Origin of the sequence: Qipengyuania intermedia, assembly GCF_019711615.1 — a bacterium.
Classification (GTDB): domain Bacteria; phylum Pseudomonadota; class Alphaproteobacteria; order Sphingomonadales; family Sphingomonadaceae; genus Qipengyuania; species Qipengyuania intermedia.
The window spans coordinates 311,609-336,640 of the sequence record NZ_JAIGNS010000002.1; the positions used below are offsets into that span (position 1 = coordinate 311,609).

Here is a 25,032-nt window from a genome sequence, read left to right on the forward strand (position 1 = left end):
TCCTCTTCCCCGGCAGGTCTCGAGCCTGCTCCCATCCATCGACTGACACGAATCCAGCGATATTGCAAACGTTTGCAAAAATGGGTTGCAAACGTTTGCAATCGTCTTATGCCTTATAGCGAATCGTGGGCCGACAGAGCGTCGCGATCTTGGGATAAGGAGTGGATGCCATGAAGTTTCGTGCAGTTCTGGCCGTGGGCGTTGCCCTCTCGGCCCTATCAACCACCGCCAATGCGCAGGACGCGGCGCCTGCCGCAGATGGCGATCCAGTTCTGGAAGATGAAGTCATCATCGTGACCGGCGTGGCGCGGGCGCAGAACCGCCTCGAGAGTTCAGTTTCGCTGAGTGTGCTGGACTCCGAATCCATTGCAGATGTGAACCCACGCTCGGCTGCGGACCTGGTTCGCCAGATCCCGGGTATCCGCTCGGAAGCTTCGGGCGGTGAAGGCAATGCCAATATCGCCGTGCGCGGTATCCCGGTTTCAACCGGCGGTGCGCGATACATCCAACTCCAGGAAGACGGCCTGCCGGTTCTCGAGTTCGGCGACATCATCTTCGGCAACTCGGACAACTTCGTTCGCGCCGATCGCAATGTCGGTCGCGTCGAGGCCGTTCGCGGCGGTTCGGCCTCCACCTTTGCTTCGAATTCGCCGGGCGGCATCATCAACTTCGTGTCAAAAACCGGTCAGAAGCAGGGCGGTTCGATCGTTGGATCGATCGGGCTAGGCCACGAGACTTATCGGATCGACTTCGACTACGGTGCGCCGCTTGGCGACGACACTTACTTTCATGTCGGCGGCTTCTATCGCACCGGCGAAGGCCCGCGCGATATCGGCTACAACGGCAGCAATGGGGGCCAGATCCGTGCGAACCTGACGCAGGAATTCGATGGTGGCTACATTCGCTTCTTCGGCAAGTATCTTGACGACAAGACCCCTACAATCCTGCCGCAGCCGGTGTTCGTCCGAGGCACCAACGCCGACCCCGACTATCAGGCCATCGCCAACTTTGATCCGCGCGACGATGCCCTCTACAGCCGCTACATCAATACCGTGGCGACGCTTGACGGCAGCAACAATCCAGCCGTCTACGACTTCCATGACGGGCTCTCGGTGAAATCGAAATCGTTCGGTGTCGAAGCGGAAATCGAGTTCGCCCCCGGATGGACTGCCACGAACCGCTTCCGTTACTCGGATAATTCGGGAGCTTTCCTGTCGCCGTTCCCGGCCAGCGCGGGGGATGCGCAGGATATCGCCGATGGCATCGGCGGTCCGGGTTCTTCGATCGTATTCGCGACTGGTCCGAACGCTGGGCAAACCGCCACAGCATCCTCAATCGGTGGCAACGGGCTGCTGACCAATATCGTGAACTTCAACACACGATTGAACGATCTCGGTCTGATCGCGAACGATCTTCGCATTTCGCGCGATTTCGATGTCGGCGGAGGGGCGCTGACCTTCACTGGCGGGTTCTACGCCAGCCGCCAGAATGTCGACACCGACTGGCTTTGGACTTCGCATGTGCAGACCGTGGAAGGTGACGGCAACGCCGTGCTGGTCGATATCGTCGACGCGAGCGGCAACACCGTCACGCAGAATGGCGTCGTCGGCTACAGCGCAAGCTTCTTCGGCAATTGCTGTCGCCGCAACTACGATGTGCGTTACGACACCTATGCGCCCTTTGCCTCATTGTCGTTCGAAAGCGGTGCGCTTACGCTCGATGCCAGCATTCGGTATGACTACGGTAGTGCGGACGGCTCGATCACCGGATCGGACAGCGGTTATGGCAGTGGTATAACCAGCTTCGATTTCGACAATGACGGCACGATCAGCCCCGCAGAAGCTTCGACGGCGGTACTGCCTCTCGGCAATTCACGTCCGGTCAATTACGATTTCGATTACTTCAGCTTTTCGCTCGGCGCCAATTACCTTGTGACGGACGATCTTTCGGTCTTTGCGCGATACAGCCAGGGCGGGCGGCACACCGCTGACCGCAGCCTGTTCTCGCCGGCCGTTAGTACGCTGGATGGTAGCCTGCCGGGTGGCGACGACAGCGGCGTCATCGCCGAAGTCGACCAGCTTGAAGGCGGCGTGAAATACCAAGCTGGCGGGCTGCGGCTCTACGGTACGGTCTTCTATGCCGAAACCGCGGAAACCAATGTCGAGATTGCGCCGCTCGAACTGACCGATAACCGTTACGAAGCAATCGGTGTCGAATTGGAAGGAAGCTATTTCTTTGGTCCGTTCTCAATCTCCGGCGGCGCCACCTACACAGATTCTGAAATCGTGGATGCGCTCAACGCGTCGGTCATCGGCAACACGCCCCGCAGGCAGGCCGATTTCGTCTATCAGGGCACCGCTCAGTACGAAGACGATTTCCTGACCGCCGGTATCAATATGATCGGCACGACGGAAAGCTTCACCCAGGACAGCAACGAACTCGTCCTGCCGGCCTATACGCAGGTCAACGCTTTCCTGGCCGTGCGCCCGCTTGAGCGTCTGGAAGTGTCGCTCAATGCGAGCAACCTGTTCGACGCATTCGGCTACACCGAGGCCGAAGAAGGTTCGATTCCGGGTAACGGCATCGTGCGCGCAAGGTCGATCGCAGGCCGAACGGTTACGGCCTCGGTTCGCATCGATTTCTGATCCTCCCTACGATCAGATTGACTGGCCGGCGAACCGATCCTCCCCGGTTCGCCGGCCAATTTCTTCCGACGACAATCCTAGGGTGAACTTGTGACCACTGCCTGGACCAGAACACACGTCGAAGCCGTAGCAAACCTGGAGGTTGCGCAGCTGCCGAAGCTGGCTGCGACCGAGGTCGTGCGACCCCGGCCGGAACTCTATTACTGGGACATGTGGCCGGTACAGGATCGTGATGGAAACATCGCCGATGTCGCTGGGCGCGAGTTCTGGATGATCCTGACTGCCCCTGACAACGGCGATCCTGCAGGAAGGCATTTCAACGCCAAGATACACCTGCTTGAACGAAAAGATGCCAAGTGGGTCGATCTCGGTCCTCTCCTGCCCGACTTCGGCGGACCATATGAGCGGGAATGGTCTGGCTCCTCGATCTGGAATCAGGGGAAATACGTGCTCTGGTTCACCGGGGCCGGACTGGCAGCGTCGCCGGGTGGCTACCAGCAGGCTTTGTTCGAAACCAAAGCCAATACGGACTCGAGCGGTCTGCCAATCGGATGGAGTAGCCCGCAACCGATCCTGACAGAACTGACCTCGGACTACATCGCCGCCGATGCTCACGAAGGTGAGGCGGGACGTATCAAAGCCTATCGCGATCCTGCTTATTTCAGGGATCCGGCGGATGAGCGCGAATACTTGGTGTTTTCCGCATCGCGCCCAGCAGGCGAGAGCGAGTATACCGGCGCAATCGCACTAGCCGAAAAGGTCGATGGAAAATGGACTTTGCTGCCACCCATCATCCATTCTGGCGGAGTGAACAACGAGTTGGAGCGCGCGCACATCGTCTTTCACAAGGGACGCTATCTTGCGTTCTGGGCCACCCAGTCGAGTACCTTCGCGCCGGAATTGCAGCATGCACCGACCGGGCTATACGGAATGTCCGCCCAGACCCTTCGTGGATCCTACACACCATTGAACGGGTCTGGACTGGTACTGGCCAACCCTGCTGGTCGCCCTACACAGGCCTATAGCTGGTCGGTGACAAAGGAATTGCTTGTATCCAGCTTCATCGAATGCGCAGATGACGAGTGTAGCGAATTCGCAGGCGCTCCAGCGCCTTTTTGTGCGCTGGCTATCGGACCTGAGGCCAAAGATGCCCGGCCAGTTCGGATGGAGGCGGTAAGATGAGTGACGGTCTGCTTGGAGGGATTGAAGCGGGCGGCACCAAGTTCGTCCTTGCGGTAGGTGAAAGTTCAAACCGCGTACGCGCCACGCACACAATCCCGACCCGTGACCCGTCCGCAACCTTTGCGGAGGCGCGAGAATGGTTTGAGCAGCAGGGTAAGCTTTGCGCTATCGGCATTGCCAGCTTCGGGCCTGTCGAACTCGACAAGGCGTCACCCGCCTGGGGCCATATCCTCAAGACACCTAAACCCAACTGGTCTGACTGCGACCTCGCAGGATTTTTCGGACGGGCTTTTTCCATCCCGATCGGATTTGAGACCGATGTAAACGGCGCGGCGCTTGCAGAGTATCACCACGGCGCCGGGAGGGGAGCGTCCTCGCTCACCTACGTTACGGTCGGAACTGGAATAGGAGGCGGGACCATCATAAATGGCCGCCTCGTGCACGGAGCAGGCCATCCGGAGCTGGGTCACATCTACCCGCGACGTGTCCCAGGCGATCAGGATTTTGCAGGGTTTTGCCCTTTTCATGGAGACTGCCTCGAAGGACTGGCGTGCGGCCCGGCGATTCTTGCGCGCTGGGGATCGAGCCTTTCGAACCTATCCTCGAACCACGAAGCCCATGATCTTGTGGCGGGTTATCTCGCACAGATGTGTCACAGTATTTATGCTTCAATGGCGACAGAGATAATCGTGCTGGGCGGAGGGGTCATGAAAACGCCGGGGCTACTGGACAAGGTCGTCAAACGGGCGGAGGAACTTGGGGCAGGTTATTTCCCCAGCCGAGAAAAGCACAAGATAGTGTCTCCGGCGCTCGGAGATAAGGCTGGCGTGACTGGAACTTTGCTGCTGGCAGAAGCAGCACTCCGAGGGCAACAGGGCTAGCTTTGCACTCACACCATGTTGATCCCTTAGGTACCTAGGCAGGTACAGGTTTGGCAGCTTTCGGGAACCAATTTTGGTCGATCTAGCGTCCGGAATAGGGCGCGAAGCAGACGAAGATGACAGCGCAAAGCGCATGGCTACGAACTATGCGCTCATTCGAAGAATCCGAAGGTAACTTTGTTAAAAGGTGGCTGACGCCGGAAGGTGAAAATTCCACCTGAGGTGTGCAGACTTGCAGCCAGCTGCGCGCCGCCTCTGAGATTCCTCATGTCATCGAAAAACAAGAACCGCGAGGTAGCCTACACTCGCGCCATCCAGATATGCCAGAATCTGGCCAGACTGACCGTCTACGAACTGATAGGCGGTCAGGTCCTCTTACCCAAAGAAGAGGAGGGCACGTCATCGCAACCAAGACCCCTGGTGTTGCTGCCAGTCGTAAACGAGGTATCGGCAAGTGCCGTCGAGGCTGTCGCCAAGATTGGGACCACATTCGTCGCTGTGAAGTCGACGCTCGATGCTGAAGGCGACGAGCAGATCGAGTTTACGGTTCTCACGCCCAAAAACGGAAAGGCCGCGCGCCAAGGCAAACTGCGCGCGTGGTGCGATAGCGAGCATCGTATCTTTCTCTTGACTGATACCAATGACCGCGAGGAACCGGCTGTGTGTTTCCAGTTCGACAAGGGTCTCCGCAATGCACCGCAGCCGTGGACGGACCAAGCCGATCGCAGTCGCGGTCTGGAGCTGGCCAGGACGTTGCTCCTACCAGATGATGGGGAGGGTGCCGATAACCGGCAGGGCTGAGCCATCAAGAGAACAAGTGCTCGGCGGTAAGGCCGAGTAGAATATGAAATAAGGGGGGAGGGCGAGCTCGGCCAGAGCGGCCTCCCCCGAAGGAATATCCGACATGACTATGATTAGCCTGCATCGCCCCCTCGAGGGCGAACCCGTGCTGCCGCCTATTACCTACAGGACCTTCAGGACGCAAAGCCGGTTCGGCGCGTTCCTGAGCGCAACCGGACTTTCGTGCGAGGGCGAAGATATGAGCGCTCGCACCAGGGAAGGCTTCTATGCCGACCAGGAAGCGGGCGTGGTGGTTACCGCCACATCCTGCGACAGGCCGCTGTTCTTCCCCGAATGCGAAACGCTTGCGCAGTTCCTGCAGATGGACCTTGTCTTGCTGCGGTTCGATCCGCTCCTGGGCGCGTCGTTCGATGTGCTGATGGCAGGCAGCCAGGGCTGGCTCTGCGATTTCCTCGCCTGGCGCCGCGATAGCGGCGACATGTGGCTGGTGCCCGCTCGGGCCTCGGGACCGTACTTCTGCCTGAATGAGAACGGGCTCGAAGCGTGCGAAGGCGCTCCCTTCGCCAATGGGTCGGAGCGCTACGCCGGCATCATTCGCGCCATTGAGCGTCCCTCTTTCGACGGAGGGTTCTAATCATGGCCCAGATCACTTCCAACGATATCGACATTGGCGAGGATGCGTCTGAACCGCCGCAGACCAAACTGAGCGTGTTCATCCACCATCGGTGCGACGAGCATCCCGATTTCGAGTTCTCGCGCCATTGGTACAAGGAAGAGGCGAACAGGGTCGGCGTAAAACCTTGGTTCAATAAGAAGCTTTTCCCTGGCAGCGATCAGCGGTTTGGGTGCGCGGCGAAATACGATCTGCTTCTCCCTCCGATGGCCCCGGGAGACCTCGGCCGGTTCGGGACCCTCGTTAATCGGTTCGATGACACGCTTCCGGATTATGAGCAGCACGCGATGATCCACGTGAAGATCATGCTCAATCCGGCCGAGGCCTGGCATGTCGGGTTCGAACGGGTTCGCAGCTACGCGCGTCATCACTTCGCGCATCGCTTCGCGACGGTCCTGATCGCACATGTCCCGGGGCTCGCTGGCCTCAAGGGGCAGGGCAATCACATCCATTGCGCGGTTCTCTCGCGCGAGATCACCATCAATGGCTTCGGCGGTGCGTGCACCGACTTGTGCAGCGATCGTGGATATGAAGCGGCGCTCGCTGCCTGGCGCGAACACAAGGAGAGCTGGGTGGATGAAGCAGCATGAGCGACAAAGCAAAACCTGCCCCCTCAGCCTTCCTTGCGGAGCACCTGGCGCGCAAGGGACCGGAAGAACTCGACAAGTTGCAAGCCACCATTGACCTCGGTCGCCAGCTACTGGCGAGCGGGGAGGTCGAGCAATACGCGGAAGGGGAAAACCCGTTCGAACTGCCTCCATATCCTTGGGAGATCACCGAGGTTCAAAGAAATGCTCCAAGGCGTATCTTCCTTGGAACGGTGAGTGACCTGGCAACGGGCACCGGCCACACGGTCTACTTCGCGGCTGGCATCGCTCGGGATGAAGACGAGTTCCGTCGGCAGTTGGCAGCTCACATTGGACACACGTTTGCCAATGGAGCGGGTGTTAAGGCGGGACTTGTAGACTTTCCGCTATTCAAGACCTTCATCTCGCCGTCGCTTCGCCAGACTCTCCAGAAGTTCGATGAAGGCAGGAATGCGCCAGCGGGGTTCTTCTACCTCGGTCAGTGGCATGAAAATCGCGCGTGACGGCTTGCTGCCTGCAGGCTCTCTGCCTGGTTCAGCAGGACCGGGCGAGGACGCCCACGCATTCCCGTGAGATAGGAAAGAGAACAATAGAAATGAGGAACATCCTGAACCGAAGCGACCGGCGCATTGCGATCCTCGACGTCGAAGCATCGGCGCTGGAGGCGAGAAGCTATCCCATCGAAGTGGGGGTGGCGCTCGTTCGCGGACCTTCCGAGCCGATTGGTGTCGGCGCTAAACTCATCCGGCCGACCAAGAAGTGGCTCGATACCGGCGTGTGGTCGAAATCGTCCGAAGCGGTACACGGCATTTCTCTCGAACGCTTGCAGCAAGACGGTCAATCTGTGGACGACGTTGCTGACTGGCTCAATGCTCTGCTCGGAAGCAATACAATCGTCGCTACGGATGCTCCCCGATACGATCAGGATTGGCTCGACACGCTATTCGCTGCTGCGGGTCGCGAGCAGAAGTTCAGGATATTCGACTTCCAGGTCCTCACGCGAGACTTCAGCGCTGACCAGCATCGCCATCTAGCGTATCTGCTTGGGAAGCATGTTCCACCGCATCGTGCAGCTGAAGATGCCTTACGTTTGGCTTCCAAACTGATGGAGACGCACTTAGGGTTTCCGCCGCGCGAAGGTCCGTTGCCCCGGTGATGCTGATCGAGCCAGATGGTCGGTATGAACTTTGGGCGCGAGTAAAGCATCGAGCAGAAGATTGTTCGACCTCTCGGTCCAAATTCCCGCTCCAGTTCGTTTGTGTACTCACAGTCGAATGGCTGCTCGTGGCAACAAAGCTGCCGGTCGGCACTGCGCCCTCATAGCGGCCATAAAGTCAGGCGAGGACAAGCCTGAAAGCTGCCGTTCCAAAGTTTCGTCTGATTGAGGAAAATAAGCCTTCAATCGCAATAGGTCGAAAAATTTTCTTCGCGATGCGTTTTGGTCGCTGAAGTGAGGCGCATCAAATCCTCGTTAAGTTCGGCTTTGCCGTATCGTGACCGTGCACGAATTAAGTTGCTCCTTCATTATGACTTTCGGATGAGCACCACCCCAGCAATCACAAGCGCGCCGCCAGCCAGAAGCCAGGATTGATCGACAAGCAACGCGCTAGCTATGATCAATGCGGCAGCTAGAGGGCCTTTCAAGGACTGACGCTCATTGCGAAGTCCAGCGAGCTGCTCGATACTGAGCGGATCGAGCTGAACCGGCACATATCCTGACTTTGCGATCGAGTTCGCAGTGGCAAGTATGTCGGGCAAGGACGCCGACAACCCCAGCAGCTGACCGCGAAGTCTCTTCAAACCCGACCGAGCGCTGCCGAGCGAGAACCGCTCGGCGAGAAGCTCCGTCATGATCGGCCGTGTCTCTTCGGCGATGTTGTAGTCCGGTGCCAGCGATCGGACGAAGCCCTCTGCAGTCAACAAGGTACGCAGAAGAATGGCCAGATCAGGTGGCAGAACCAGTCGATAATCCCGCAACAGATCGAAAACGCGGGAAAAAATCTGCGAGAACTCGATGCCAGATAGCACGGTCCCCCTGAACTCTCCAATCAACTGATCCAGATCCACCGCGAGCGCATCGCGATCCACCTTCGGCTCCCCCGCCCATGCGAGCAGGACATCCGCGACATCGCTGGTTTCCTCACCAGCAATCGCAAGCACGAGGCGGACGATCTCGTCGCGCCTGGCCTTGGTGAGCGTCCCGACCGATCCGAAGTCGATGAAGCCGACATCCTGCTCGCCGATCAGGAAAACATTGCCGGGATGAGGGTCGCCGTGGAATTCGCCGTTCAGAATGATCATGCGCAGGACTGCGTTGGCATAGCACTTGGCGAACGCCGCCACCTCCGGATCGCCCGATGAGGCGCCCAGCGAAGACGCGGGCCTGCCGTACAGGCGTTCCTGAACGTTCACCCGCAGCCCGGTCAGTTCCCAATGGATGGCCGGGGTCCTGACGCCGATGGTTTCGAGATATGCGCCGATCCGCTCGCAGGCTCGGGATTCCGCAGCGAGGTCCATCTCCCAGGCAAGATTGCGGCCGAAGGTCCGCAGAAACTCGACTGGCCGGTAACGCGCGATGTCAGGCGAGCGTGCTTCCGCGATCTCGGCAAGACGCACAAGCAGGCGCACATCGGCTTCCATGCGCGCGGCGGTGCCCGGGCGGCGAACTTTCACGATGACCTCGCTACCGTCCCGTAGCTTGGCGGAATAGGTCTGTGCAATCGAGGCGGACGCCAGAGGCTGTTCGTCGAACTGCGCAAAGTCGGTCCGCCAGTCCTCACCCCAGCTTGAAGCAAGTACGGGCTCGATATCTGCGAAGCGCACCGGCGACACCTGATCGTGCAGGGTTGAGAATGCAGTGATCCAGTGTTCGGTAAACAGATCGCTTCGGGTGGCGAGGAGCTGCCCCAGCTTTATGCCGACTGGCCCGATGTCACGGAGGAACGCGACAACTGCGGCCGGACGAAATTCGCGAGGATCGATGACATTGCTCGAAGAGGGAATAAATCCGAGGGCTCCGGCGAGAGTCTTCGCACCGTGCCTCATTAAGATTCGGCCAATCTCCGCGGCGCGAGCGATGCTGCTGATAGGCTTTTCCGGGGGCGATGCCATGATATTACTCAGCCTCGGCCCGGAGTTGGTCCAGATTTTCCGATACCCTTGCAAGAATCTGCTGCAACGTTTGCTTCTCGTCGGCGGCAATGTCGCGCCAAAGCAGATCATGAAGCCTATCCGCGGAGCCTCTCAGTTCGGGCAGCATATCATCTAGCTGCTCCGTGAGGATGAGCTGCCACGCTCGCCGATCCGTCTCAGCTCGAAGCCTTTTCATCAGCCCGCGTGCGCAAAGACCTGCAACCGCCTGGCCGATGGTCGCCGATTCCAGTTCCAGTTTCTTGGCGATTTCAGCCTGCGTAAGGGCAGGATCGCGAAGAAGTTGTCCGATGATCCTCCACTGTGTCTGATTGAGACCGATCCTGGCGACCCTCGCATCGTACATTCTGCGCGCGCCGCGACTGATCTCGTCCATAAGATAGAGAATGCGGTCATCATCGGTGATGACCTTCTGCCGACGCTGAGACCGTGACATGGTATCTGGTTTTTCATCCATAGGGCTGTGTAGTCGGATAGCCTCGGATGCCCAAATGCAAACTGCTAAATGCCTTTACTATCTGACTCACGGCTCATAGGGCGCGAGACGCGTTCACCTTTTACTGAGGCTGCCGAAAGAGTCAGATGACCGATAACTCCAACCAACCGGAGCAGGAGGGCACAACCCCAACGAAACCGCAATCGCGGCGTAGCTTGCGCATCGTGCTAATCATCGTTGGTCTTGCCGTGCTGCTTGGCGGGATCTGGTGGTACTACCGGCACGTAACCTACGGACAGTACATGCAGTCGACCGATAACGCCTATGTCGCTGCCGACAGCGTCGTTATCTCTTCCAAGGTAGCGGGATACGTCGAAGAGGTCTTCGTAGGGGAGAACGAGCAAGTAGCTCGCGGCGGAGCCCTCGTACAACTGGATCTGCGGGATTATCAGGCGCAAGCGCAGCAGGCGCGCGCACAGATCGCTGCGACCCTGGCCGGTGCCGACACAATCCGTTCTCAGGTATCCGAACAGGATGCAGCCATTCGCCAGGCGCGGGCCCAACTCGCCGCTGCGAGCGCGGCACTGGACCTCGCGAACGACCAGGTGGCGCGATATCGGCCCCTTGCCGCGACAGGAGCCGAACCGCGGGAAAAGCTAGACCAGTATGAGGCGCAGGCGCGGCAGGCGCGGGCCGAATTCGCCGCTGCGCAGGCGGCGGTGGCTGCCGCGACCGCTCGCCGGGGGACCCTGTTCGAGCAGATCAGCCAGACCCAGGCGCAGGCGGACGCTGCTCGCGCTCAGCTGGAAACAGCCGACCTTACGGTTGAATCGACCTTGCTGCGCGCCAGCAAGGCCGGCCGCGTCGGCGATCTCTCGGTCAGGGTGGGCCAGTTCGTGCAACCGGGTCAACGTTTGATGACGGTGGTTCCGGTGAGCGCGATCTACGTGACCGCGAACTTCAAAGAAACGCAGGTCGGCCTCATCCGGGCCGGCCAGAGCGTCAGGCTCGAAGTTGACGCCCTGCCAGACCTTGAGATCGCGGGACGAGTGGACAGCATATCGCCGGGAACGGGCGCGGAATTTTCCATCCTCCCCCCCGAAAATGCCACCGGCAACTTTACCAAGATCGTTCAACGGATACCCGTCCGCATCGCTATCGATGCTCCCCCTGAAGTGCGGCGTCTGCTCGTTCCCGGCATGTCGGTAGTGGCTACGGTCGACACTCGGAATGCTGCCGGCGAATTGGAAGAGATCTCGAGTCGGACTCAATGACCGAGATACTGGCAGCGCAGGACACTTCGATCGGGCCGGCCGGGAGCCGAAAGAACGCAGACGTTACTGCCTGGGTCGCTGTGGCCGCGGGCGCGCTTGGCGCCATGCTCGCGACGCTGGACATATCAATCGTCAATTCCGCACTCCCCGTCATTCAGGGCGAGATCGGTGCCACAGGCGCCGAAGGCACCTGGATTGCTACGTCATTTCTCGTTGCTGAGATTGTCGTCATTCCGCTGAGCGCTTGGCTGGAACGGCTGTTCGGTCTGCGAACCCTCCTCATCATCGCGGTCAGCGCGTTTACCGCCTTTTCGGTGCTGTGCGGGATTGCAACCGACCTTACGACAATGATCATCGGCCGCACGGGTCAGGGCTTCACGGGCGGCGTGCTCATTCCGACGGCAATGACCATCGTGGCCAAAAGGCTGCCGCCACATCAGCAGCCCATCGGAATGGCCCTGTTCGGCATGACAGTGATCCTCGGCCCCGTGATGGGGCCTTTGATCGGGGGTTGGCTGACCGAGAATCTGAGCTGGCACTATGCCTTCTTTGTCAATGTGCCGGTCTGCGGCCTGCTGCTGCTCCTGCTGTTCGTTGGCTTGCCCCACGAAAAGCCAAAGTGGGATTATCTCACTGACGCGGATTGGGCGGGCATTGTCGGGCTCATCTTGGGGCTGGGCGGACTTACGGTCGTCCTTGAGGAGGGCCACCGCGAGGAATGGTTTGAATCCTCTCTCATTCGCTGGCTCACAATCATCACAGTCGTCGGATTTGCCTCGCTGATCTACGGACAGGTGAAGGCACGCAAGCCAGTCTTGAAGTTGCAGCTCTTGTTCAATCGACAGTTCGCCAGCGTCGCGATCATGGCGCTCGCCCTGGGTATGGTGATGTATGGTTCGACCTACGTCATCCCGCAGTTCCTCGCGATCATTTCTGATTATAACGCGCTTCAGACCGGGCTGGTGATCTTCTGGATGGGCGTCCCGGCCTTCCTGTTGATGCCTGTGCTTCCCTTGATGATCCGGAAGATCGACATTCGCATCGCCGTCGGCGCCGGCATGTTGCTGATGGCGGTCAGCTGCTTTGTCAGCACCAGCCTTACAGCAGAATCCGGTGGTGCCGTTTTTACCGAGAGCCAGCTCTTGCGCGGTGTCGGCATGATCCTTGCGATGATGTTCCTGAATCAGGCAACGGTGGCTTCGGTGGCCAAGGAAGACGCGGGCGATGCCTCGGGCATTTTCAACGCGGCCCGCAATCTTGGCGGATCATTCGCCCTCTCGGCCCTCGCTTCGTTCCAGGACCAGCGGATCTGGCATCATAGCCGGCGGATGGAAGAGACCCTGAATGCGAACAGCGTTTCGCTACAGGACTATCTCGAAGGGCTGGCGCGAAACTTCGGCGGCATGGAGGGGGCGATGGCCGTCCTGAGCCGCACCCTCCAACGCGAGGCGTTCATAATGACCTACAATGACGTGTTCCTGGTTATGGGGATTCTGACCCTCGCGACGGTTCCGCTGGTCCTCTTCCTGAGGCCGCTTCCAAAAAATGTCTCCCTTTCGATGCACTGAGCCCTATATGATGCGCCGTTCGATACCATCGCTTCTCCTCATCGCCTTGCTGGCTGGCTGTACGGCTGGGCCGGACTACGCAGGCCCTCCGGAAATATTGTCGGCGGATACGGGCCATCGGTTTGTCCGCGCTGGCGAGGATGTAGGCGTCATGGACCCGGCCCTTGCCGAATGGTGGGTGCTGCTCGACGATCCTGAACTGACCCGGCTGGTCGAAACTGCGTTGTCCGAAAATCCGTCGCTCCAGGCAGCGCAGGCGCGCATCGCGCAGGCCCGGGCATCGGTCAGGCAGGATCGGGCCGGCAGAATGCCGACACTCGGAACCCAGGCCACCATTATTCAGGGCCAGCTTCCCGGCCTTGAAATTCAGGAGGGGGCACCCCCGTCCTCACAGCAACCCGATCCGGAGGCGGGAAGCGACGATGCCCTCAGCTTTTACAATGTTGGTCTCAATGCCAACTGGGAGCTGGAGTTCGCGGGCGGCTCCCGGAGGCGTATCGAGGCCGGCAACGCGCAGGCTGCGGCAACGGTCGCCAATGCGGAGGACGCAAAGGTTCAGCTGACCGCCGAGGTTGCCAATAACTACGTCAACTTGCGGGAGGCCCAGTTCCGCGCTGACCAATACCGGACGCAGATCAAGCTGCAGGAAGAAGTCCTGGCCCTAACTTATCAGCGGTATCAGCAAGGCGCGCTGCCGCTGTTCCCGGTGGGCAATGCGAACGCGGAGCTGGAGGTGCTCAAGTCCCAATTCGCCGAGGCGGAGGCCGATAAAGCCGTCCTGCTAGACGCGCTTGCGATCCTGTCGGGACGGATTCCTGGATCGACGGCCGAAGACCTTTCGACGCCGCGAGATATCCCTTTGCCCCCGGATGAGGTTACTGTCGGCGATCCGGCGAGTCTGATCGCGCGTCGGCCCGACATCAGGGCGGCTGAGCGCACTCTCGCCGCTGCAACGGCCAGGATCGGGGTGGCCGAAGCGGCAAGGTTCCCGAAGCTGTCCTTTATGGGGATTCTGGGCCTTGGCGGATCTTCCCCCGACGATATCTTCGATGTAGGCGAATTTTCGGCATTGGCGATACCCCGCCTGGAATGGAACTTCCTCGATTTTGGAAGGGTCGACGCGTCGGTCGATCGCGCCGGGGCGGTCCGCGACGAAGCTGTCGCCAACTATCGTCAAACCGTCCTCGCGGCGCTACGGGATGCCGAGCGCGCTCTGGCACGATTTGGCCAACAACGCGTCGCGCTGGCAGCCAGCGCGCAGATCAAGAGCCAGGCGGATAGCGCCGCCGATCTGAACCGCCAACGTTTTGCCGCAGGAGCGATCTCGAAGGCTGACCTCAACCGGGCCCTGCGAGAACAGCAGCAGGCCTCAGCAGACCTCGTCCGGGCAAAAGGCGCCCTTACGCTGGCGTGGATCGCGCTGCAGAAGTCGCTGGGCCTTGGGTGGCAAGAGCCTGTTCGAGATCAATAGTCCCGCCGCGATGATCAAGTGATCCGGTTGACGAGAAGTAGGCGCCCCTGCCGCTGGCGACCAACTTGCCGTCGGGCTCGAGAACCCGGGTTTCCGCCACCGAAATCTGTCGCCCGATCTTCACGATCTGTCCGTGAGCAGTGAGAGGTCCTGAGGTTGCAGGACGGTGGTAATCGACATGCAGATCGGCCGTCGCTCTCGCCGCGACGCCCCCCGCAAGCAGAGTATAAAGCCCGGTGAGGTCGACCAGTGAAGCCAGGATCCCTCCATGCGCCGACCCAATCATAGGGTTCGACACGATCTCTTCGCGCCATGGCATGGTGATCGCGATTCCCCGGTCGGAGCATGTCGCAATCTCAAGCCCAAGCCATCGGTGAAACGGCGCGATATGCAGCATTTCCTGCAAGCGCTCTCGATCGATCATAGCTCCCTTGTCCCCTGTGGCTGAGCCGTATCGCGAGAGTGATGGCGCCCTAGGAAATCGACGATAGCGGCGGAAAAGGCATCGTTCGCATCGCCCACGACCATGTGCGTGGCATCGGCAATATCGGTGTATTCTGCATGGGGGGCGAGTTGTCGCAGATGCAAAACGGCCTCTTCGGAAATAAGATCGCTAGAGCCGCCTCGGATGAGGTGAAGCGGAAGCGTGAGATTCGCCGCAGCTTGGCTCAGCATTGCCGATTGACGTTCTTGGCTGTCTGGGTCGCCTTGTCTGGCTGACATTATATTACGGATAAACACCGGGTCCCAGTGCCAATAGAAGCGCCCATCCGACTTCTGCCGCAGATAGTTTTTCAGACCATCGCTCGCGCCCCGCCTGGGACGATGCGGCATGTAGCGAGCGATCACGTCGGCCGCCTCCTCTGGTGAGGCGAAGCCGCTATCGACATGCTCTTCCATGAAACCAACCACGCGCATCACACCGCTGGGCTCCATGCGCGGGGCAATGTCGACCAATGTGAGTGAAGCAAAGCTACCTGGAGCAAGCTCCCCTGCGGCAATCAGTCCAGCGAGCCCGCCCAGTGAAGCGCCGACCAGCGCTGGCTTCTGGTCCAGGCGCGACGCTGCAGCGACCAGATCCGCCGCGAAGTCGCGCATTTCATAAGCTCCGCATGGCGACCAATCGCTGTCTCCGTGACCGCGCATGTCGAAGGCGATTGCGCGAAAGCCGGCTTGAGCCAGTTCGCTGACCACCCTTCTCCACGCGCGCCGTGTCTGCCCGCCGCCGTGCGCAAGAAGGACGGGTTTAGCGTAGGCATCCCCCTCAGCCTCGGCTGTAAGAGAAATCGCGCCTGCGCCCTCAATCGTAAAGGTTTCTCTCGCCATCTCTGGATGGTAGGAAAGGCGCGCAAAATAGTAAACCGATTTAGTTTGTGGCTCTCGGCTCCGTGTTGGCTGTCCTGCAAGGCTAACGACGGCAAAGGTCTATACCAAGAGGGGTTTCTCCAGATCATTGTCTAATGCACCGGCTTGCGATTCGGTCAGCAGTCGCTGTCCGCTTAATCCGCTCAAAGATATAAAAGCTGCCTTTCCGCTTCCGGCCCCATAGCCGTCAGGCTGCTCTTGGCGAAAGCTGCCGGGCAGCAACGCGCCCCCATTTCGGCCGTTCCACTCCTTCCATGGGTGATCCACAAGCGGACAGCCATTGAGATCTTGCACAACGCTATGGTGCCCGAGGCATCCGATGACCTTGCATTCACCGATCTTGTCCGACTCGCAGGACCGTAACATCTGTCCCAGCTCGTCTCGTAAAGCCATTAGATCGGAGATTTTGCGCTCCACCTCGGCTAGTTGCTGCTGAACCAGTTGATCAACTTCCTATCGCGCGGGTCCGGTTCCCATTCGCCGCGCGAACCACAAAGTCGCTGAAGGGACCACAATCCACATCAGCATGGGGACTAGGCCAATGTCGGTCCCCGGCAGCAGAGGCATGCTCTCGCTGTACGTCCATCCCCAATCGGCGCCGACCGCCAGGATTTCGACGAAAGCCGTTATTACGAGGCCGGTCGCAAGGTAGACGGCGAAGCGCCAAGCCTCAAAACGGGTCAACCACGGACATTGTCGATTGCCGATCGAGGCGACGAGATAAGCCGCAACCATTATGCCAGCGTCGCCGAACGAGGCCAGGCCGCAGCGACGTGCTGCCTCGGCAGGCGACAGACCTCCCGACTGGTAGAAAGGAAGCTGGAGCATCTCCCAGGCGAAAGCGATGAGAATTCCGAATATCGCGATCCAGAGGGCTGGATGAGCACCGCGCCATTCGCGCGATTTCTCAGAGATTGGGTTTTGATCCTGCATCGTCTTATCCGTTACTCGCGCCATCTCCGTCCCGCCCTCACCGCTCAGGTATCGAATTTGGGAAGAGCGAGGCCGCGCAGGCGCAGGGCGTTGCCGATCACCGATACCGAAGACAGGCTCATCGCTGCGGCCGCGATCATCGGGTTCAAAAGCAACCCGGTCCATGGATAGAGGACACCTGCAGCGACCGGAATTCCGAGCGCATTATACGCAAAGGCAAAGAACAGGTTCTGCCTGATGTTGCGCATAGTGGCCCGAGACAGGACGAGCGCCTGAACAACGCCGACGAGGTCGCCGCGCACCAATGTCACGCCCGCGCTTTCGATCGCGACATCGGTACCCGTTCCCATCGCGATGCCGACATGCGAAGCGGCAAGCGCGGGTGCGTCGTTTATGCCGTCGCCGGCCATAGCGACCCGGCGACCCTCGCTCTTCAACTGCTCGATCTTGCGATGTTTGTCCTCGGGCGAGACATTCGCTTCGACTTCGTCGATACCGACCTGGCTTGCTACCGCACGCGCGGTGGCTTCGCTGTCGCCGGTAAGCATCACGATCTTGATGCCGCGCTCAATCCGCGTTACGTCGTCGCCTTTCCGGGCAATGGCGTCACCGAACGACTGGTGATCGATGCCAAGACGCGCCGAATCACCGTGGTCGATCGCAGGGCCGTCACGTCCCGATCCAAGACTAAGGGATAATAGTCTGTTGGTCGCCGCAGCATTTCTATGATCGGTTGGCTGCGGCGATCATCACAGACAATCGTCGTCGATTGCCTTTTCGGTTGGAGAGGGGATTTCTTGGAAAGGGCATCTCGGGGTATCAGCCTCGCATGCATCACGCCGACTCCAATCCGCTCGCCCATGATCACAACTTCCTGAGCGCCTCGCACGACGCCCATGAGCGGCGCACGCGTTATGTCGTTGCCTTGACCGCCGCGATGATGGTGGTCGAAATCGTCGCTGGCCTGTGGACCGGATCGATGGCACTTCTCGCCGATGGTATCCACATGGCGACCCATGCAGGTGCCTTGGGCGTCGCGGCCTTCGCCTACTGGTTTGCCAGGCGCCATGCGAACAACCCGCGTTTCACATTCGGTACCGGCAAGGTAGGCGACCTGGCCGGCTTCGCGAGCGCGCTTGTCCTCGCCATCTTCGCCATCGGGATCGCGGTTGAATCGGCCCAAAGGTTCGTCAGTCCGCTCACGATTGCCTATACCGAGGCGATCTGGATCGCCGTGCTCGGCCTCGTGGTGAACCTCGCGAGTGCCTGGCTGCTTGGTGCCGATCATCACCATGGCCATGATCACGACCATCATCATCACCACGACCATGCGCATGCCGACAACAATCTGCGCTCCGCCTATTTCCACGTGCTTGCCGATGCCCTGACCTCGGTCCTGGCTATCGTGGCCCTTCTCGCCGGCATGTACCTCGGCTGGGCATGGATGGACGCGGCAATGGGGCTGGTGGGTGCATTCGTGATCGGGCGCTGGTCATGGTCACTGCTGCGCGATACCGCTGCCGTGCTTGTCGACGCCGAAGCGGCCTCTCAACGGTACACAGAGGTGCGCGAGGCGCTCGAGGACCGGGACGCCGCGATCGGCGATCTGCACATCTGGCGGATCGGTCCCGGCAAGTATGCAGTCATCGCCTCGCTCATCGCCGATGATCCGCTCGCGCCCGACAATTATGCCAGCCGACTTTCAGAGCATGCAGAATATGTGCACGTCACGATCGAAGTTCATCGCTGCGAGCATCCGCATCCCGAGCTTCGCGCGGCCTGATCGCGCCGTTCTTAAAGACCGAAACAGTATTCGAGGAATGTTATACTGTAACAAAGACTTATACTTCATCGTGTTACGGGATTTGCAATCTTGATGCGGTTTGCTAGGAGCCGTTGGAATCCATGACTACAAGCTATCGTCGCCTTGTCCTGCACCCTTTCGTCGTCCTGCTCATGCTGGTCGCGATGGTGTTCGTGACGGCGGCGGATGCTGCTGCTTGCGGTGCCGAAGTGGCGCCCGGAAGCACGCCCGTTCTGGCTTCGCTCGATAGCGCTTCTGCGTTATCCGCAGCCGCCGACGAAGTGCCGGGCGATCCGGATGCGCCGGCCGAGCAACACGGCGTGTGTGGACACGGCCATTGCCATCACGGGGCGAGCTTTGCCGGCACCGTGCAGAAGGATTCGGTCCCTCACTTGGTCGTGGTTCCCGATGCGCCTCCCGCCGAAGCGCTCGCTTCCGACATTACCGAGCGACTGAAGCGCCCCCCTCGCGCCTGACGACCGTCACCGCGCTGCATGCCGCAGCGCAGTTCGGATCGTCAGCAGAGGAATTTTCGAAAAATGTCAGCCATTCATTGGCGAGGGGTCCTCCTTGGAGGGCTGTTCCTCGCCGCTCAAGCCACGACCGTGGCGGCGCAGGAGCGTGAGCTTCTGACGCTCGAAGCTGCGCTCGCTCGTGCGGGCATCGTCGACAGCGCAGATGAGCCCCCAGAAAATCCGCGCCTGATCGGACCGCGGGCCGAAGCCGACGCGGCGCGGGCCCTGGTCGACCAGGCGCGGCTGCGGCCCAACCCCGAAATTGCTTTCGAAGCCGAAAACATTGCCGGAAGCGGCGCATTTTCGGGATTGCAGGCCACCGAGTACACTTTGTCCCTGAGCCAGCGGCTCGAATTGGGCGGCAAACGAGGAGCGCGCGTCCGCGCCGCCCAGGCGGAGGCGCGCGTCGCGACCCTTTCAGGAGCGCTCTCGGTTGCTCAGCTCGGGCGATCGGTGCGCGAGCGCTATGTGGAAGCCGTCGCTGCGGCAGCCCGATTGGAACTCGCGCGGGACATAGTCGAGCGCAACCGCGAGCTTGCCAGGATCGCAGGGGTACTGGTCGATGTCGGGCGGGAGCCTCCCTTGCGTTCGCTTCGTGCCGAAGCGGCACTTGCGGAGGCGCTCGCGGAGCTTGAAGCGGCCCTGGCTGCCGACAGTGCGGCGAGGAATGCGCTGGCCGCGCTTTGGGGCGAGGCAGCACCTGCTGCGGACGTGCCTTCGGTGTTCCCCGAGATCGAACCTCCGGCAACGCTGCTCGCCTCGCCTTCGGCCTTACGTCTCCAGATCGCCCGTGCCGAACGCGAGGCTGCAGATGCCGCGATCGCCCGGGAACGCTCTTTAGGCATTCCGGATCCGGCGATATCCGCCGGTGTCCGACGGTTCGAGGAAAGCAGAGACCAGGCGTTCCTCGTAGGCGTTTCGATCCCGTTTCCGTTCAGTAATCGCAACCAAGGAAACATCGCTGCTGCCGAGGCGCGGCTTCGCGCCGCGACGGCACGGGAGGCGATTGCCCGCACCGATTTCGAACTCGAAGTCACGCAGGCTCGCGGACAATTTCTGGCAGCCGAAGCGCGGGTCGAGACCCTCGCGGAGACGTCCTTGCCCCAAGCCGAGGAAGCCTTGCGCCTCGTTCGGATTGGCTACCGCAACGGCAGATTTCCGCTGATCGAAGTTCTGGCTGCGGCCGAAGCGCGCGACACCATCCGTGAAGCATTGATTCAAGCCCAGGAAGATCGTGGCCGCCTGGCGGCGACGCTGATCTGGCTCGGCGCACAATGAGGTATTTCCAAATGAACCGTAGACGTCTGGCCGTTTTTATCGGCGTGATCGTTTCAATCGCCGCTGCAGTGTTTATGCTGTGGCCAAGTGGCAGTGCCGACCAGCACATTGAGGAAACGAGCGAGGAGGCCGAGCTTCCCGAAGGGCTTGTCCTGCTTGGCGCCGAACAAATCGAAGCGTCCCAGATAGAGGTCGAAACCGTCGGTCAGGGATCGGCGGTCGAGCTGGTCTTTCCGGCCACCGTCGCGGCAAGCCCGACGGCAAGTGCCCGCATCGATGCCCGCGCAGCGGGCGTAGTCCGCAGTGTCGGCAAAACGCTGGGTGATTACGTGAGGCAGGGAGAGACGATTGCCCGCATCGAGAGCGCCGACGCCGCTGCTCTTGCGGCGCAACTCAGCGCAGCGGGCGCGCGGGTCAACGAATTGTCTGCTGCCTACGATCGAGAGCGCCGCCTTTTCGAAGCCAATGTCACCGCGCGGCAGGATCTCGAGGCCGCCCGAGCCAATCTGCAGGTTGCTCAATCGGAACTTGCGCGTGCCCAAGCGGCAGTCTCGGCGGCGGGTGTTAGCGGCGACGGGCGCTCCCTCGCGGTTACGAGCCCGCTCGCGGGCCGAGTGACCTCGGCGCCTATCGTTCTCGGGTCCTTCGTCGAGGCCGGAGAAGAACTCTACCAGGTCGTGAACCCGAGCGGCATGCAGGTCGAGGTTGCCCTCCCGTCGGCTGAAGCAAGCCGCATCCAGCCTGGCGACGAGGCCACGCTGGAAATCGCGGACAACCGGGAAGTGGGTGCGCGCGTGCGATCCGTCACTCCCTCGCTCGATCCCGAAAGCCGCAGCGCTACGGCGGTCCTGTCGCTGGCAAGGCCGATCCCCGGCCTGCAACCCGGTGCGTTCTTGCAGGCACGTATCCGCCCCTCGGGTGAGGTCGATACCGGCCGCATGTCGGTGCCGGAAAGTGCCGTCCAGACAATCGATGGCGCAGAGGTGGTCTTCGTTCGCACGCGCCGCGGGTTTCAAGCCCGTCGAGTGGTCACTGGTGCGCGTTCGGGAGGACGGGTGGTCATCGAGTCCGGTCTCGAAGCAAATTGGCGGATAGCCACCGCCAACGCCTTCTTGCTGAAGGCTGAACTCGAGAAGGAGGAGGCCGAGCATGGACACTGATCACATGCAGGACGCGGATCGCCCCCACCGCCATGGCCTGATCGGCATGATCCTCGACGTCGCCGTGCGCTTTCGCTGGGCGATGGTCGTGCTGACCCTCGGTGTGGCAATCTTTGGCGTGGTGAATTTGCTCCGCCTGCCCATCGATGCTGTGCCCGATATCACCAACGTACAGGTGCAGATCAACACCGAGGCACCAGCCCTTTCGCCCTCGCAAGTCGAGACGCAGGTCACCTATCCTGTCGAAACCGGGCTTGCTGGCATCGAGGGTCTGGAAATGACACGCTCGATATCGCGCAACGGGTTCAGCCAGGTGACCGCGATTTTCGAGGAAGGGACCGACATCTATTTCGCGCGTCAGCAGGTCAACGAACGGCTGACGCCCATAAGCGCTTCGCTGCCCGAGGGTGCCGAACCGGTGATGGGACCCATCTCGACCGGCTTGGGCGAAGTGCTCATGTATACCATCGAGTACGAATATCCTGACGGCAAGGAAGCGCCGCGGGGCGGAGCGGTCGGATGGCAGTCCGACGGGAGCTTCGTGACCGAACGTGGCGACCGGCTCGACAGCGATGTTGCCAAGGCTGCCTATCTGCGAACCATTCAGGACTGGGTGGTTGCACCGCTCATGCGGTCGGTCGACGGTGTGGCAGGTGTCGACTCCATCGGCGGCTTCGAAAAGCAATATCTCGTCCAACCCGATCCCGCACGATTGACCGGTTACGGTTTGTCGTTCGACGAGGTGATCGACGCGCTGGAAGCGGCCAATCTCGCCGAAGGGGCCAATTTCGTCGAACGGGCCGGTGAAGCCCTCCTCGCCCGGGTCGATGCGCGCCTCGGCAGCGTCGAGGATATCGAGCAGGCGGTCGTTTCCACCCGCGAGGGAGTGCCTATTCGCGTAGGGGACATCGCCACGGTCAGCATCGGCGGTGACCTTCGAACTGGCGCGGCGTCGCTGAATGGCGATGAAGCGGTCGTGGGCACCGTGCTCATGCGCGCGGGCGAGAATAGCCGCACCGTTTCGGCCCAGGCGGCCGAACGGCTTGAGGAAGTCCGCAGCTCCCTGCCGGAAGGAATTGTCGCGGAGATCGTCTACAACCGGTCTTCCCTGGTCGATGCGACGATCGCGACCGTCGAGAAGAACCTTGTCGAGGGCGCGCTTCTGGTCATTGCGATCCTGTTCTTGCTGCTGGGCAACATCCGGGCAGCGATCATCGCGGCGCTGGTCATCCCCTTTTCCATGCTGATGGCATCGATCGGAATGAACCGGCTCGGCGTTTCGGGCAATCTCATGAGCCTGGGTGCGCTGGACTTCGGCCTGATCGTCGATGGTGCCGTCATCATCGTCGAGAACAGCGTCGCGAGGCTCGCGGCTCGACAGGAACACGAGGGCCGACTTCTTACACTTGGTGAGAGGTTGACGGAAACGCGGCTTGCCGCGCAGGAAATGATCAAGCCAACCGTGTACGGCCAGGCGATCATTCTTCTCGTCTTCGCACCGCTTCTCACCTTTACCGGCGTCGAAGGCAAAACCTTTTCACCCATGGCGATCACGGTCATGCTCGCGCTCGCCTCGGCGTTCGTGTTGTCGCTGACCTTCGTCCCGGCAATGATCGCCATCCTGCTCAACAAGAAGCTGACGGAAAAGGAGGTCAAGCCGATCCGGATCGCCAAGGAGCGATACGGACCGCTGGTCCGCAAGGCGATCACCCGCCCCTGGCCGGTCATCGGCATGGGCGTCGGCATCTTCGCCTTTGCGGCCTTCGTGTTCAGCTTCCTCGGGAGCGAGTTCACACCGCAATTGGACGAGCGCGACATCGCCGTGCAATCGCTGCGTATTCCTTCGACATCGCTCGAACGTTCGCTCGCGATGCAAAGGCGGGTAGAGGACCGGCTCGAGCAATTTCCGCAAGTCGAGCTTGTCTTTTCGCGGACGGGCACGGCGGAAGTGGCCAGTGACCCGATGCCGCCGAACGCTTCCGATGCGTACGTGATCCTCAAACCCCGTGAGGAATGGCCCGATCCCGACCTCGCCAAGGACGAGTTGGTCGCGCAAATGGAGAGCGTCCTCAGCAGTCTCGTCGGCAACCTTTACGAGTTCAGCCAACCGATCGAATTGCGGTTCAACGAATTGATCGCAGGCGTTCGCGGAGATGTTGCCGTCAAGATCTACGGAGACGATCTCAGCGCCATGACCTCGGCGGCGAACGAGGTTGCGGGCGTGCTGCGCAATGTCGACGGCGCCGCGGACGTCAAGGTCCAGCAAGTGACCGGGTTCCCCACCCTCGATATTGCCTTCGATCGGCCAGCGATTGCGCGTTACGGGCTGAAGGTCGAAGACGTTGCGCAATCGGTGGCGATCGCACTGGGCGGTCGGCCTGCGGGCCTCGTTTTCGAAGGCGATCGCCGCTTCGATGTGGTTGTGCGGTTGTCGGACGCGACCCGCGACGATTTCGACCAGCTCGGTGCTTTGCCGGTGCTGCTCCCGAACGGGGCAACCATACCGCTACGCTCGGTTGCCGAGTTCCGTGTGGTGGATGGTCTCGCGGAGGTTCGCCGGGAACAGGGACGCAGACTGGTGATCGTTTCGTCCAACGTGCGAGAACGCGACCTCGGGTCTTTTGTAGAAGAGGCCCAGGAAAGGGTTGCGGCGCAGGTCGAACTGCCCGCTGCCGCGTTTATCGAGTGGGGCGGTCAATACCAGAACCTCCAGGCTGCCCAGGAAAGACTTCAGATAGTCATTCCTATCGCTTTCGCGGTCATTCTCTTGCTGCTTTACATGGCGGTTGGGGGCTGGGTGCCGGCGCTCGCCGTATTCAGCGCGATCCCGTTGGCCCTGGCAGGCGGGATTTTCTCCTTGGCTCTACGCGGGATGCCATTCTCGGTATCTGCGGCGGTAGGCTTTATCGCCCTGTCGGGTGTGGCGACCTTGAATGGCCTCGTGATGGTGACTGCGATCCGTCAGCGGCTCGACAGGGGCATGGCGCTCGATGACGCCATCGTCGATGGTGGATTGGCGCGCCTAAGGCCGGTTCTCATGACCGCGCTCGTTGCATCGCTCGGCTTCGTGCCGATGGCCATTGCGACCGGGACCGGCGCGGAAGTGCAACGTCCCTTGGCGACAGTCGTCATTGGAGGGTTGATCACCGCCACCGCGCTGACCCTTTTCGTCTTGCCCGCAATCTTGAAGCTGGTTTTCGGGACCAGAGAAGATGACCGGACCTGGCGACAGCGTTGGTGGGACAGGCTGCGGCGCAATGTGACAAGCGATGAGCAGCGCGAGCTGAAGGACATCACATGACCGATCGG

The 25,032-nt window shown here is 60.7% G+C and carries 21 protein-coding genes and 2 pseudogenes; 17 read left to right on the forward strand and 6 right to left on the reverse strand.

Annotation, left to right across the window (positions count from 1 at the left end; all coding sequences use genetic code 11):
• Nucleotides 1-170 precede the first annotated feature (170 nt).
• From K3179_RS07890 to K3179_RS07925, 8 genes are all read left to right on the forward strand, one after another.
• Nucleotides 171-2,645, forward strand: a complete 2,475-nt coding sequence (locus tag K3179_RS07890; RefSeq protein ID WP_221563758.1) for a TonB-dependent receptor domain-containing protein — start codon at nucleotides 171-173, stop codon at nucleotides 2,643-2,645.
• A 90-nt stretch (nucleotides 2,646-2,735) separates the two neighbouring features.
• The gene (locus tag K3179_RS07895) at nucleotides 2,736-3,827 is read left to right on the forward strand and encodes a glycoside hydrolase family 68 protein (protein ID WP_221563760.1); all 1,092 of its coding nucleotides are present in this window, start codon (nucleotides 2,736-2,738) and stop codon (nucleotides 3,825-3,827) included.
• On the forward strand, nucleotides 3,824-4,708 hold the full coding sequence (locus tag K3179_RS07900) for an ROK family protein (RefSeq protein WP_221563762.1): 885 nt from the start codon (nucleotides 3,824-3,826) through the stop codon (nucleotides 4,706-4,708). The genes K3179_RS07895 and K3179_RS07900 overlap by 4 nt, the downstream gene beginning before the upstream one ends.
• A 267-nt stretch (nucleotides 4,709-4,975) precedes the next feature.
• A complete protein-coding gene (locus tag K3179_RS07905) occupies nucleotides 4,976-5,509 on the forward strand; it encodes a hypothetical protein (RefSeq protein WP_221563764.1) in 534 nt (177 codons plus the stop codon).
• A 103-nt stretch (nucleotides 5,510-5,612) separates the two neighbouring features.
• A complete protein-coding gene (locus K3179_RS07910) occupies nucleotides 5,613-6,143 on the forward strand; it encodes a hypothetical protein (protein WP_221563766.1) in 531 nt (176 codons plus the stop codon).
• A gap of 2 nt (nucleotides 6,144-6,145) precedes the next feature.
• A complete protein-coding gene (locus tag K3179_RS07915) occupies nucleotides 6,146-6,772 on the forward strand; it encodes a hypothetical protein (protein WP_221563769.1) in 627 nt (208 codons plus the stop codon).
• On the forward strand, nucleotides 6,769-7,272 hold the full coding sequence (locus tag K3179_RS07920; RefSeq protein ID WP_221563771.1) for a hypothetical protein: 504 nt from the start codon (nucleotides 6,769-6,771) through the stop codon (nucleotides 7,270-7,272). The genes K3179_RS07915 and K3179_RS07920 overlap by 4 nt, the downstream gene beginning before the upstream one ends.
• A gap of 92 nt (nucleotides 7,273-7,364) precedes the next feature.
• Nucleotides 7,365-7,925, forward strand: coding sequence for a 3'-5' exonuclease (locus K3179_RS07925; protein WP_221563772.1), 561 nt, complete (start codon nucleotides 7,365-7,367; stop codon nucleotides 7,923-7,925).
• A 368-nt stretch (nucleotides 7,926-8,293) separates the two neighbouring features.
• Here K3179_RS07925 and K3179_RS07930 read toward each other — a convergent pair whose 3' ends face one another.
• Nucleotides 8,294-9,880 carry an ABC1 kinase family protein gene (locus tag K3179_RS07930; RefSeq protein ID WP_221563774.1) on the reverse strand — a complete coding sequence of 529 codons (1,587 nt, stop codon included), beginning with the start codon at nucleotides 9,878-9,880 and terminating at the stop codon, nucleotides 8,294-8,296.
• A gap of 4 nt (nucleotides 9,881-9,884) precedes the next feature.
• Nucleotides 9,885-10,376 (reverse strand): MarR family winged helix-turn-helix transcriptional regulator, encoded by a 492-nt coding sequence (locus K3179_RS07935; protein ID WP_221563777.1) that lies wholly within the window; start codon nucleotides 10,374-10,376, stop codon nucleotides 9,885-9,887.
• 125 nt (nucleotides 10,377-10,501) lie between these two features.
• On the opposite strand from K3179_RS07935, the gene K3179_RS07940 reads away from it, so the two are divergent.
• From K3179_RS07940 to K3179_RS07950, 3 genes are read left to right on the forward strand one after another with little or no spacing between them, the layout of a single operon-like run.
• Nucleotides 10,502-11,629: an HlyD family secretion protein gene (locus tag K3179_RS07940; RefSeq protein WP_039338698.1), complete on the forward strand. Its 1,128-nt coding sequence runs from the start codon at nucleotides 10,502-10,504 to the stop codon at nucleotides 11,627-11,629.
• Complete coding sequence (locus tag K3179_RS07945) at nucleotides 11,626-13,197, forward strand: MDR family MFS transporter (RefSeq protein ID WP_221563779.1); 1,572 nt, start codon at nucleotides 11,626-11,628, stop codon at nucleotides 13,195-13,197. The genes K3179_RS07940 and K3179_RS07945 overlap by 4 nt, the downstream gene beginning before the upstream one ends.
• A 10-nt stretch (nucleotides 13,198-13,207) precedes the next feature.
• Nucleotides 13,208-14,668 carry an efflux transporter outer membrane subunit gene (locus K3179_RS07950; protein ID WP_221565449.1) on the forward strand — a complete coding sequence of 487 codons (1,461 nt, stop codon included), beginning with the start codon at nucleotides 13,208-13,210 and terminating at the stop codon, nucleotides 14,666-14,668.
• On the opposite strand, the gene K3179_RS07955 is transcribed toward K3179_RS07950, so the two are convergent.
• The 4 genes and pseudogenes from K3179_RS07955 to K3179_RS07970 form a co-directional block, all read right to left on the reverse strand.
• Nucleotides 14,598-15,092: a hotdog fold thioesterase gene (locus K3179_RS07955; protein WP_221563781.1), complete on the reverse strand. Its 495-nt coding sequence runs from the start codon at nucleotides 15,090-15,092 to the stop codon at nucleotides 14,598-14,600. The genes K3179_RS07950 and K3179_RS07955 overlap by 71 nt on opposite strands.
• Nucleotides 15,089-15,994 (reverse strand): alpha/beta fold hydrolase, encoded by a 906-nt coding sequence (locus K3179_RS07960; RefSeq protein WP_221563783.1) that lies wholly within the window; start codon nucleotides 15,992-15,994, stop codon nucleotides 15,089-15,091. Before K3179_RS07960 ends, K3179_RS07955 begins: the two co-directional genes overlap by 4 nt.
• A 492-nt stretch (nucleotides 15,995-16,486) precedes the next feature.
• Nucleotides 16,487-16,966, reverse strand: coding sequence for a hypothetical protein (locus tag K3179_RS07965; protein WP_221563785.1), 480 nt, complete (start codon nucleotides 16,964-16,966; stop codon nucleotides 16,487-16,489).
• Between the two features lie 44 nt (nucleotides 16,967-17,010).
• Nucleotides 17,011-17,535, reverse strand: a pseudogene (locus K3179_RS07970) (HAD-IC family P-type ATPase); the annotation flags it as partial.
• On the opposite strand from K3179_RS07970, the pseudogene K3179_RS13450 reads away from it, so the two are divergent.
• The 6 genes and pseudogenes from K3179_RS13450 to K3179_RS07995 form a co-directional block, all read left to right on the forward strand.
• A pseudogene (locus K3179_RS13450) lies at nucleotides 17,533-17,664 on the forward strand (chromosome segregation ATPase); the annotation flags it as partial. The pseudogenes K3179_RS07970 and K3179_RS13450 overlap by 3 nt on opposite strands.
• Before the next feature lie 131 nt (nucleotides 17,665-17,795).
• On the forward strand, nucleotides 17,796-18,749 hold the full coding sequence (gene dmeF, locus K3179_RS07975) for a CDF family Co(II)/Ni(II) efflux transporter DmeF (RefSeq protein WP_119595027.1): 954 nt from the start codon (nucleotides 17,796-17,798) through the stop codon (nucleotides 18,747-18,749).
• 122 nt (nucleotides 18,750-18,871) lie between these two features.
• Nucleotides 18,872-19,246 (forward strand): hypothetical protein, encoded by a 375-nt coding sequence (locus tag K3179_RS07980; protein WP_221563787.1) that lies wholly within the window; start codon nucleotides 18,872-18,874, stop codon nucleotides 19,244-19,246.
• A gap of 63 nt (nucleotides 19,247-19,309) precedes the next feature.
• Nucleotides 19,310-20,563 (forward strand): TolC family protein, encoded by a 1,254-nt coding sequence (locus tag K3179_RS07985; protein ID WP_119595029.1) that lies wholly within the window; start codon nucleotides 19,310-19,312, stop codon nucleotides 20,561-20,563.
• 11 nt (nucleotides 20,564-20,574) lie between these two features.
• Complete coding sequence (locus tag K3179_RS07990; RefSeq protein ID WP_221563789.1) at nucleotides 20,575-21,723, forward strand: efflux RND transporter periplasmic adaptor subunit; 1,149 nt, start codon at nucleotides 20,575-20,577, stop codon at nucleotides 21,721-21,723.
• A gap of 37 nt (nucleotides 21,724-21,760) precedes the next feature.
• Complete coding sequence (locus K3179_RS07995) at nucleotides 21,761-25,024, forward strand: efflux RND transporter permease subunit (RefSeq protein WP_221565451.1); 3,264 nt, start codon at nucleotides 21,761-21,763, stop codon at nucleotides 25,022-25,024.
• Nucleotides 25,025-25,032: the final 8 nt, after the last annotated feature.

Bases quoted from the DNA above. Each gene is read 5' to 3' on its own strand.
- K3179_RS07955 (WP_221563781.1), bottom strand. From the start codon at position 15,092: ATGATCGATCGAGAGCGCTTGCAGGAAATGCTGCATATCGCGCCGTTT.
- K3179_RS07890 (WP_221563758.1), top strand. From the start codon at position 171: ATGAAGTTTCGTGCAGTTCTGGCCGTGGGCGTTGCCCTCTCGGCCCTA.
- K3179_RS07960 (WP_221563783.1), bottom strand. From the start codon at position 15,994: ATGGCGAGAGAAACCTTTACGATTGAGGGCGCAGGCGCGATTTCTCTT.
- dmeF (WP_119595027.1), top strand. From the start codon at position 17,796: ATGCATCACGCCGACTCCAATCCGCTCGCCCATGATCACAACTTCCTG.
- K3179_RS07910 (WP_221563766.1), top strand. From the start codon at position 5,613: ATGACTATGATTAGCCTGCATCGCCCCCTCGAGGGCGAACCCGTGCTG.
- K3179_RS07940 (WP_039338698.1), top strand. From the start codon at position 10,502: ATGACCGATAACTCCAACCAACCGGAGCAGGAGGGCACAACCCCAACG.
- K3179_RS07920 (WP_221563771.1), top strand. From the start codon at position 6,769: ATGAGCGACAAAGCAAAACCTGCCCCCTCAGCCTTCCTTGCGGAGCAC.
- K3179_RS07980 (WP_221563787.1), top strand. From the start codon at position 18,872: ATGACTACAAGCTATCGTCGCCTTGTCCTGCACCCTTTCGTCGTCCTG.
- K3179_RS07935 (WP_221563777.1), bottom strand. From the start codon at position 10,376: ATGGATGAAAAACCAGATACCATGTCACGGTCTCAGCGTCGGCAGAAG.
- K3179_RS07905 (WP_221563764.1), top strand. From the start codon at position 4,976: ATGTCATCGAAAAACAAGAACCGCGAGGTAGCCTACACTCGCGCCATC.
- K3179_RS07950 (WP_221565449.1), top strand. From the start codon at position 13,208: ATGCGCCGTTCGATACCATCGCTTCTCCTCATCGCCTTGCTGGCTGGC.
- K3179_RS07965 (WP_221563785.1), bottom strand. From the start codon at position 16,966: ATGCAGGATCAAAACCCAATCTCTGAGAAATCGCGCGAATGGCGCGGT.
- K3179_RS07925 (WP_221563772.1), top strand. From the start codon at position 7,365: ATGAGGAACATCCTGAACCGAAGCGACCGGCGCATTGCGATCCTCGAC.
- K3179_RS07900 (WP_221563762.1), top strand. From the start codon at position 3,824: ATGAGTGACGGTCTGCTTGGAGGGATTGAAGCGGGCGGCACCAAGTTC.
- K3179_RS07930 (WP_221563774.1), bottom strand. From the start codon at position 9,880: ATGGCATCGCCCCCGGAAAAGCCTATCAGCAGCATCGCTCGCGCCGCG.
- K3179_RS07915 (WP_221563769.1), top strand. From the start codon at position 6,146: ATGGCCCAGATCACTTCCAACGATATCGACATTGGCGAGGATGCGTCT.
- K3179_RS07945 (WP_221563779.1), top strand. From the start codon at position 11,626: ATGACCGAGATACTGGCAGCGCAGGACACTTCGATCGGGCCGGCCGGG.
- K3179_RS07990 (WP_221563789.1), top strand. From the start codon at position 20,575: ATGAACCGTAGACGTCTGGCCGTTTTTATCGGCGTGATCGTTTCAATC.
- K3179_RS07985 (WP_119595029.1), top strand. From the start codon at position 19,310: ATGTCAGCCATTCATTGGCGAGGGGTCCTCCTTGGAGGGCTGTTCCTC.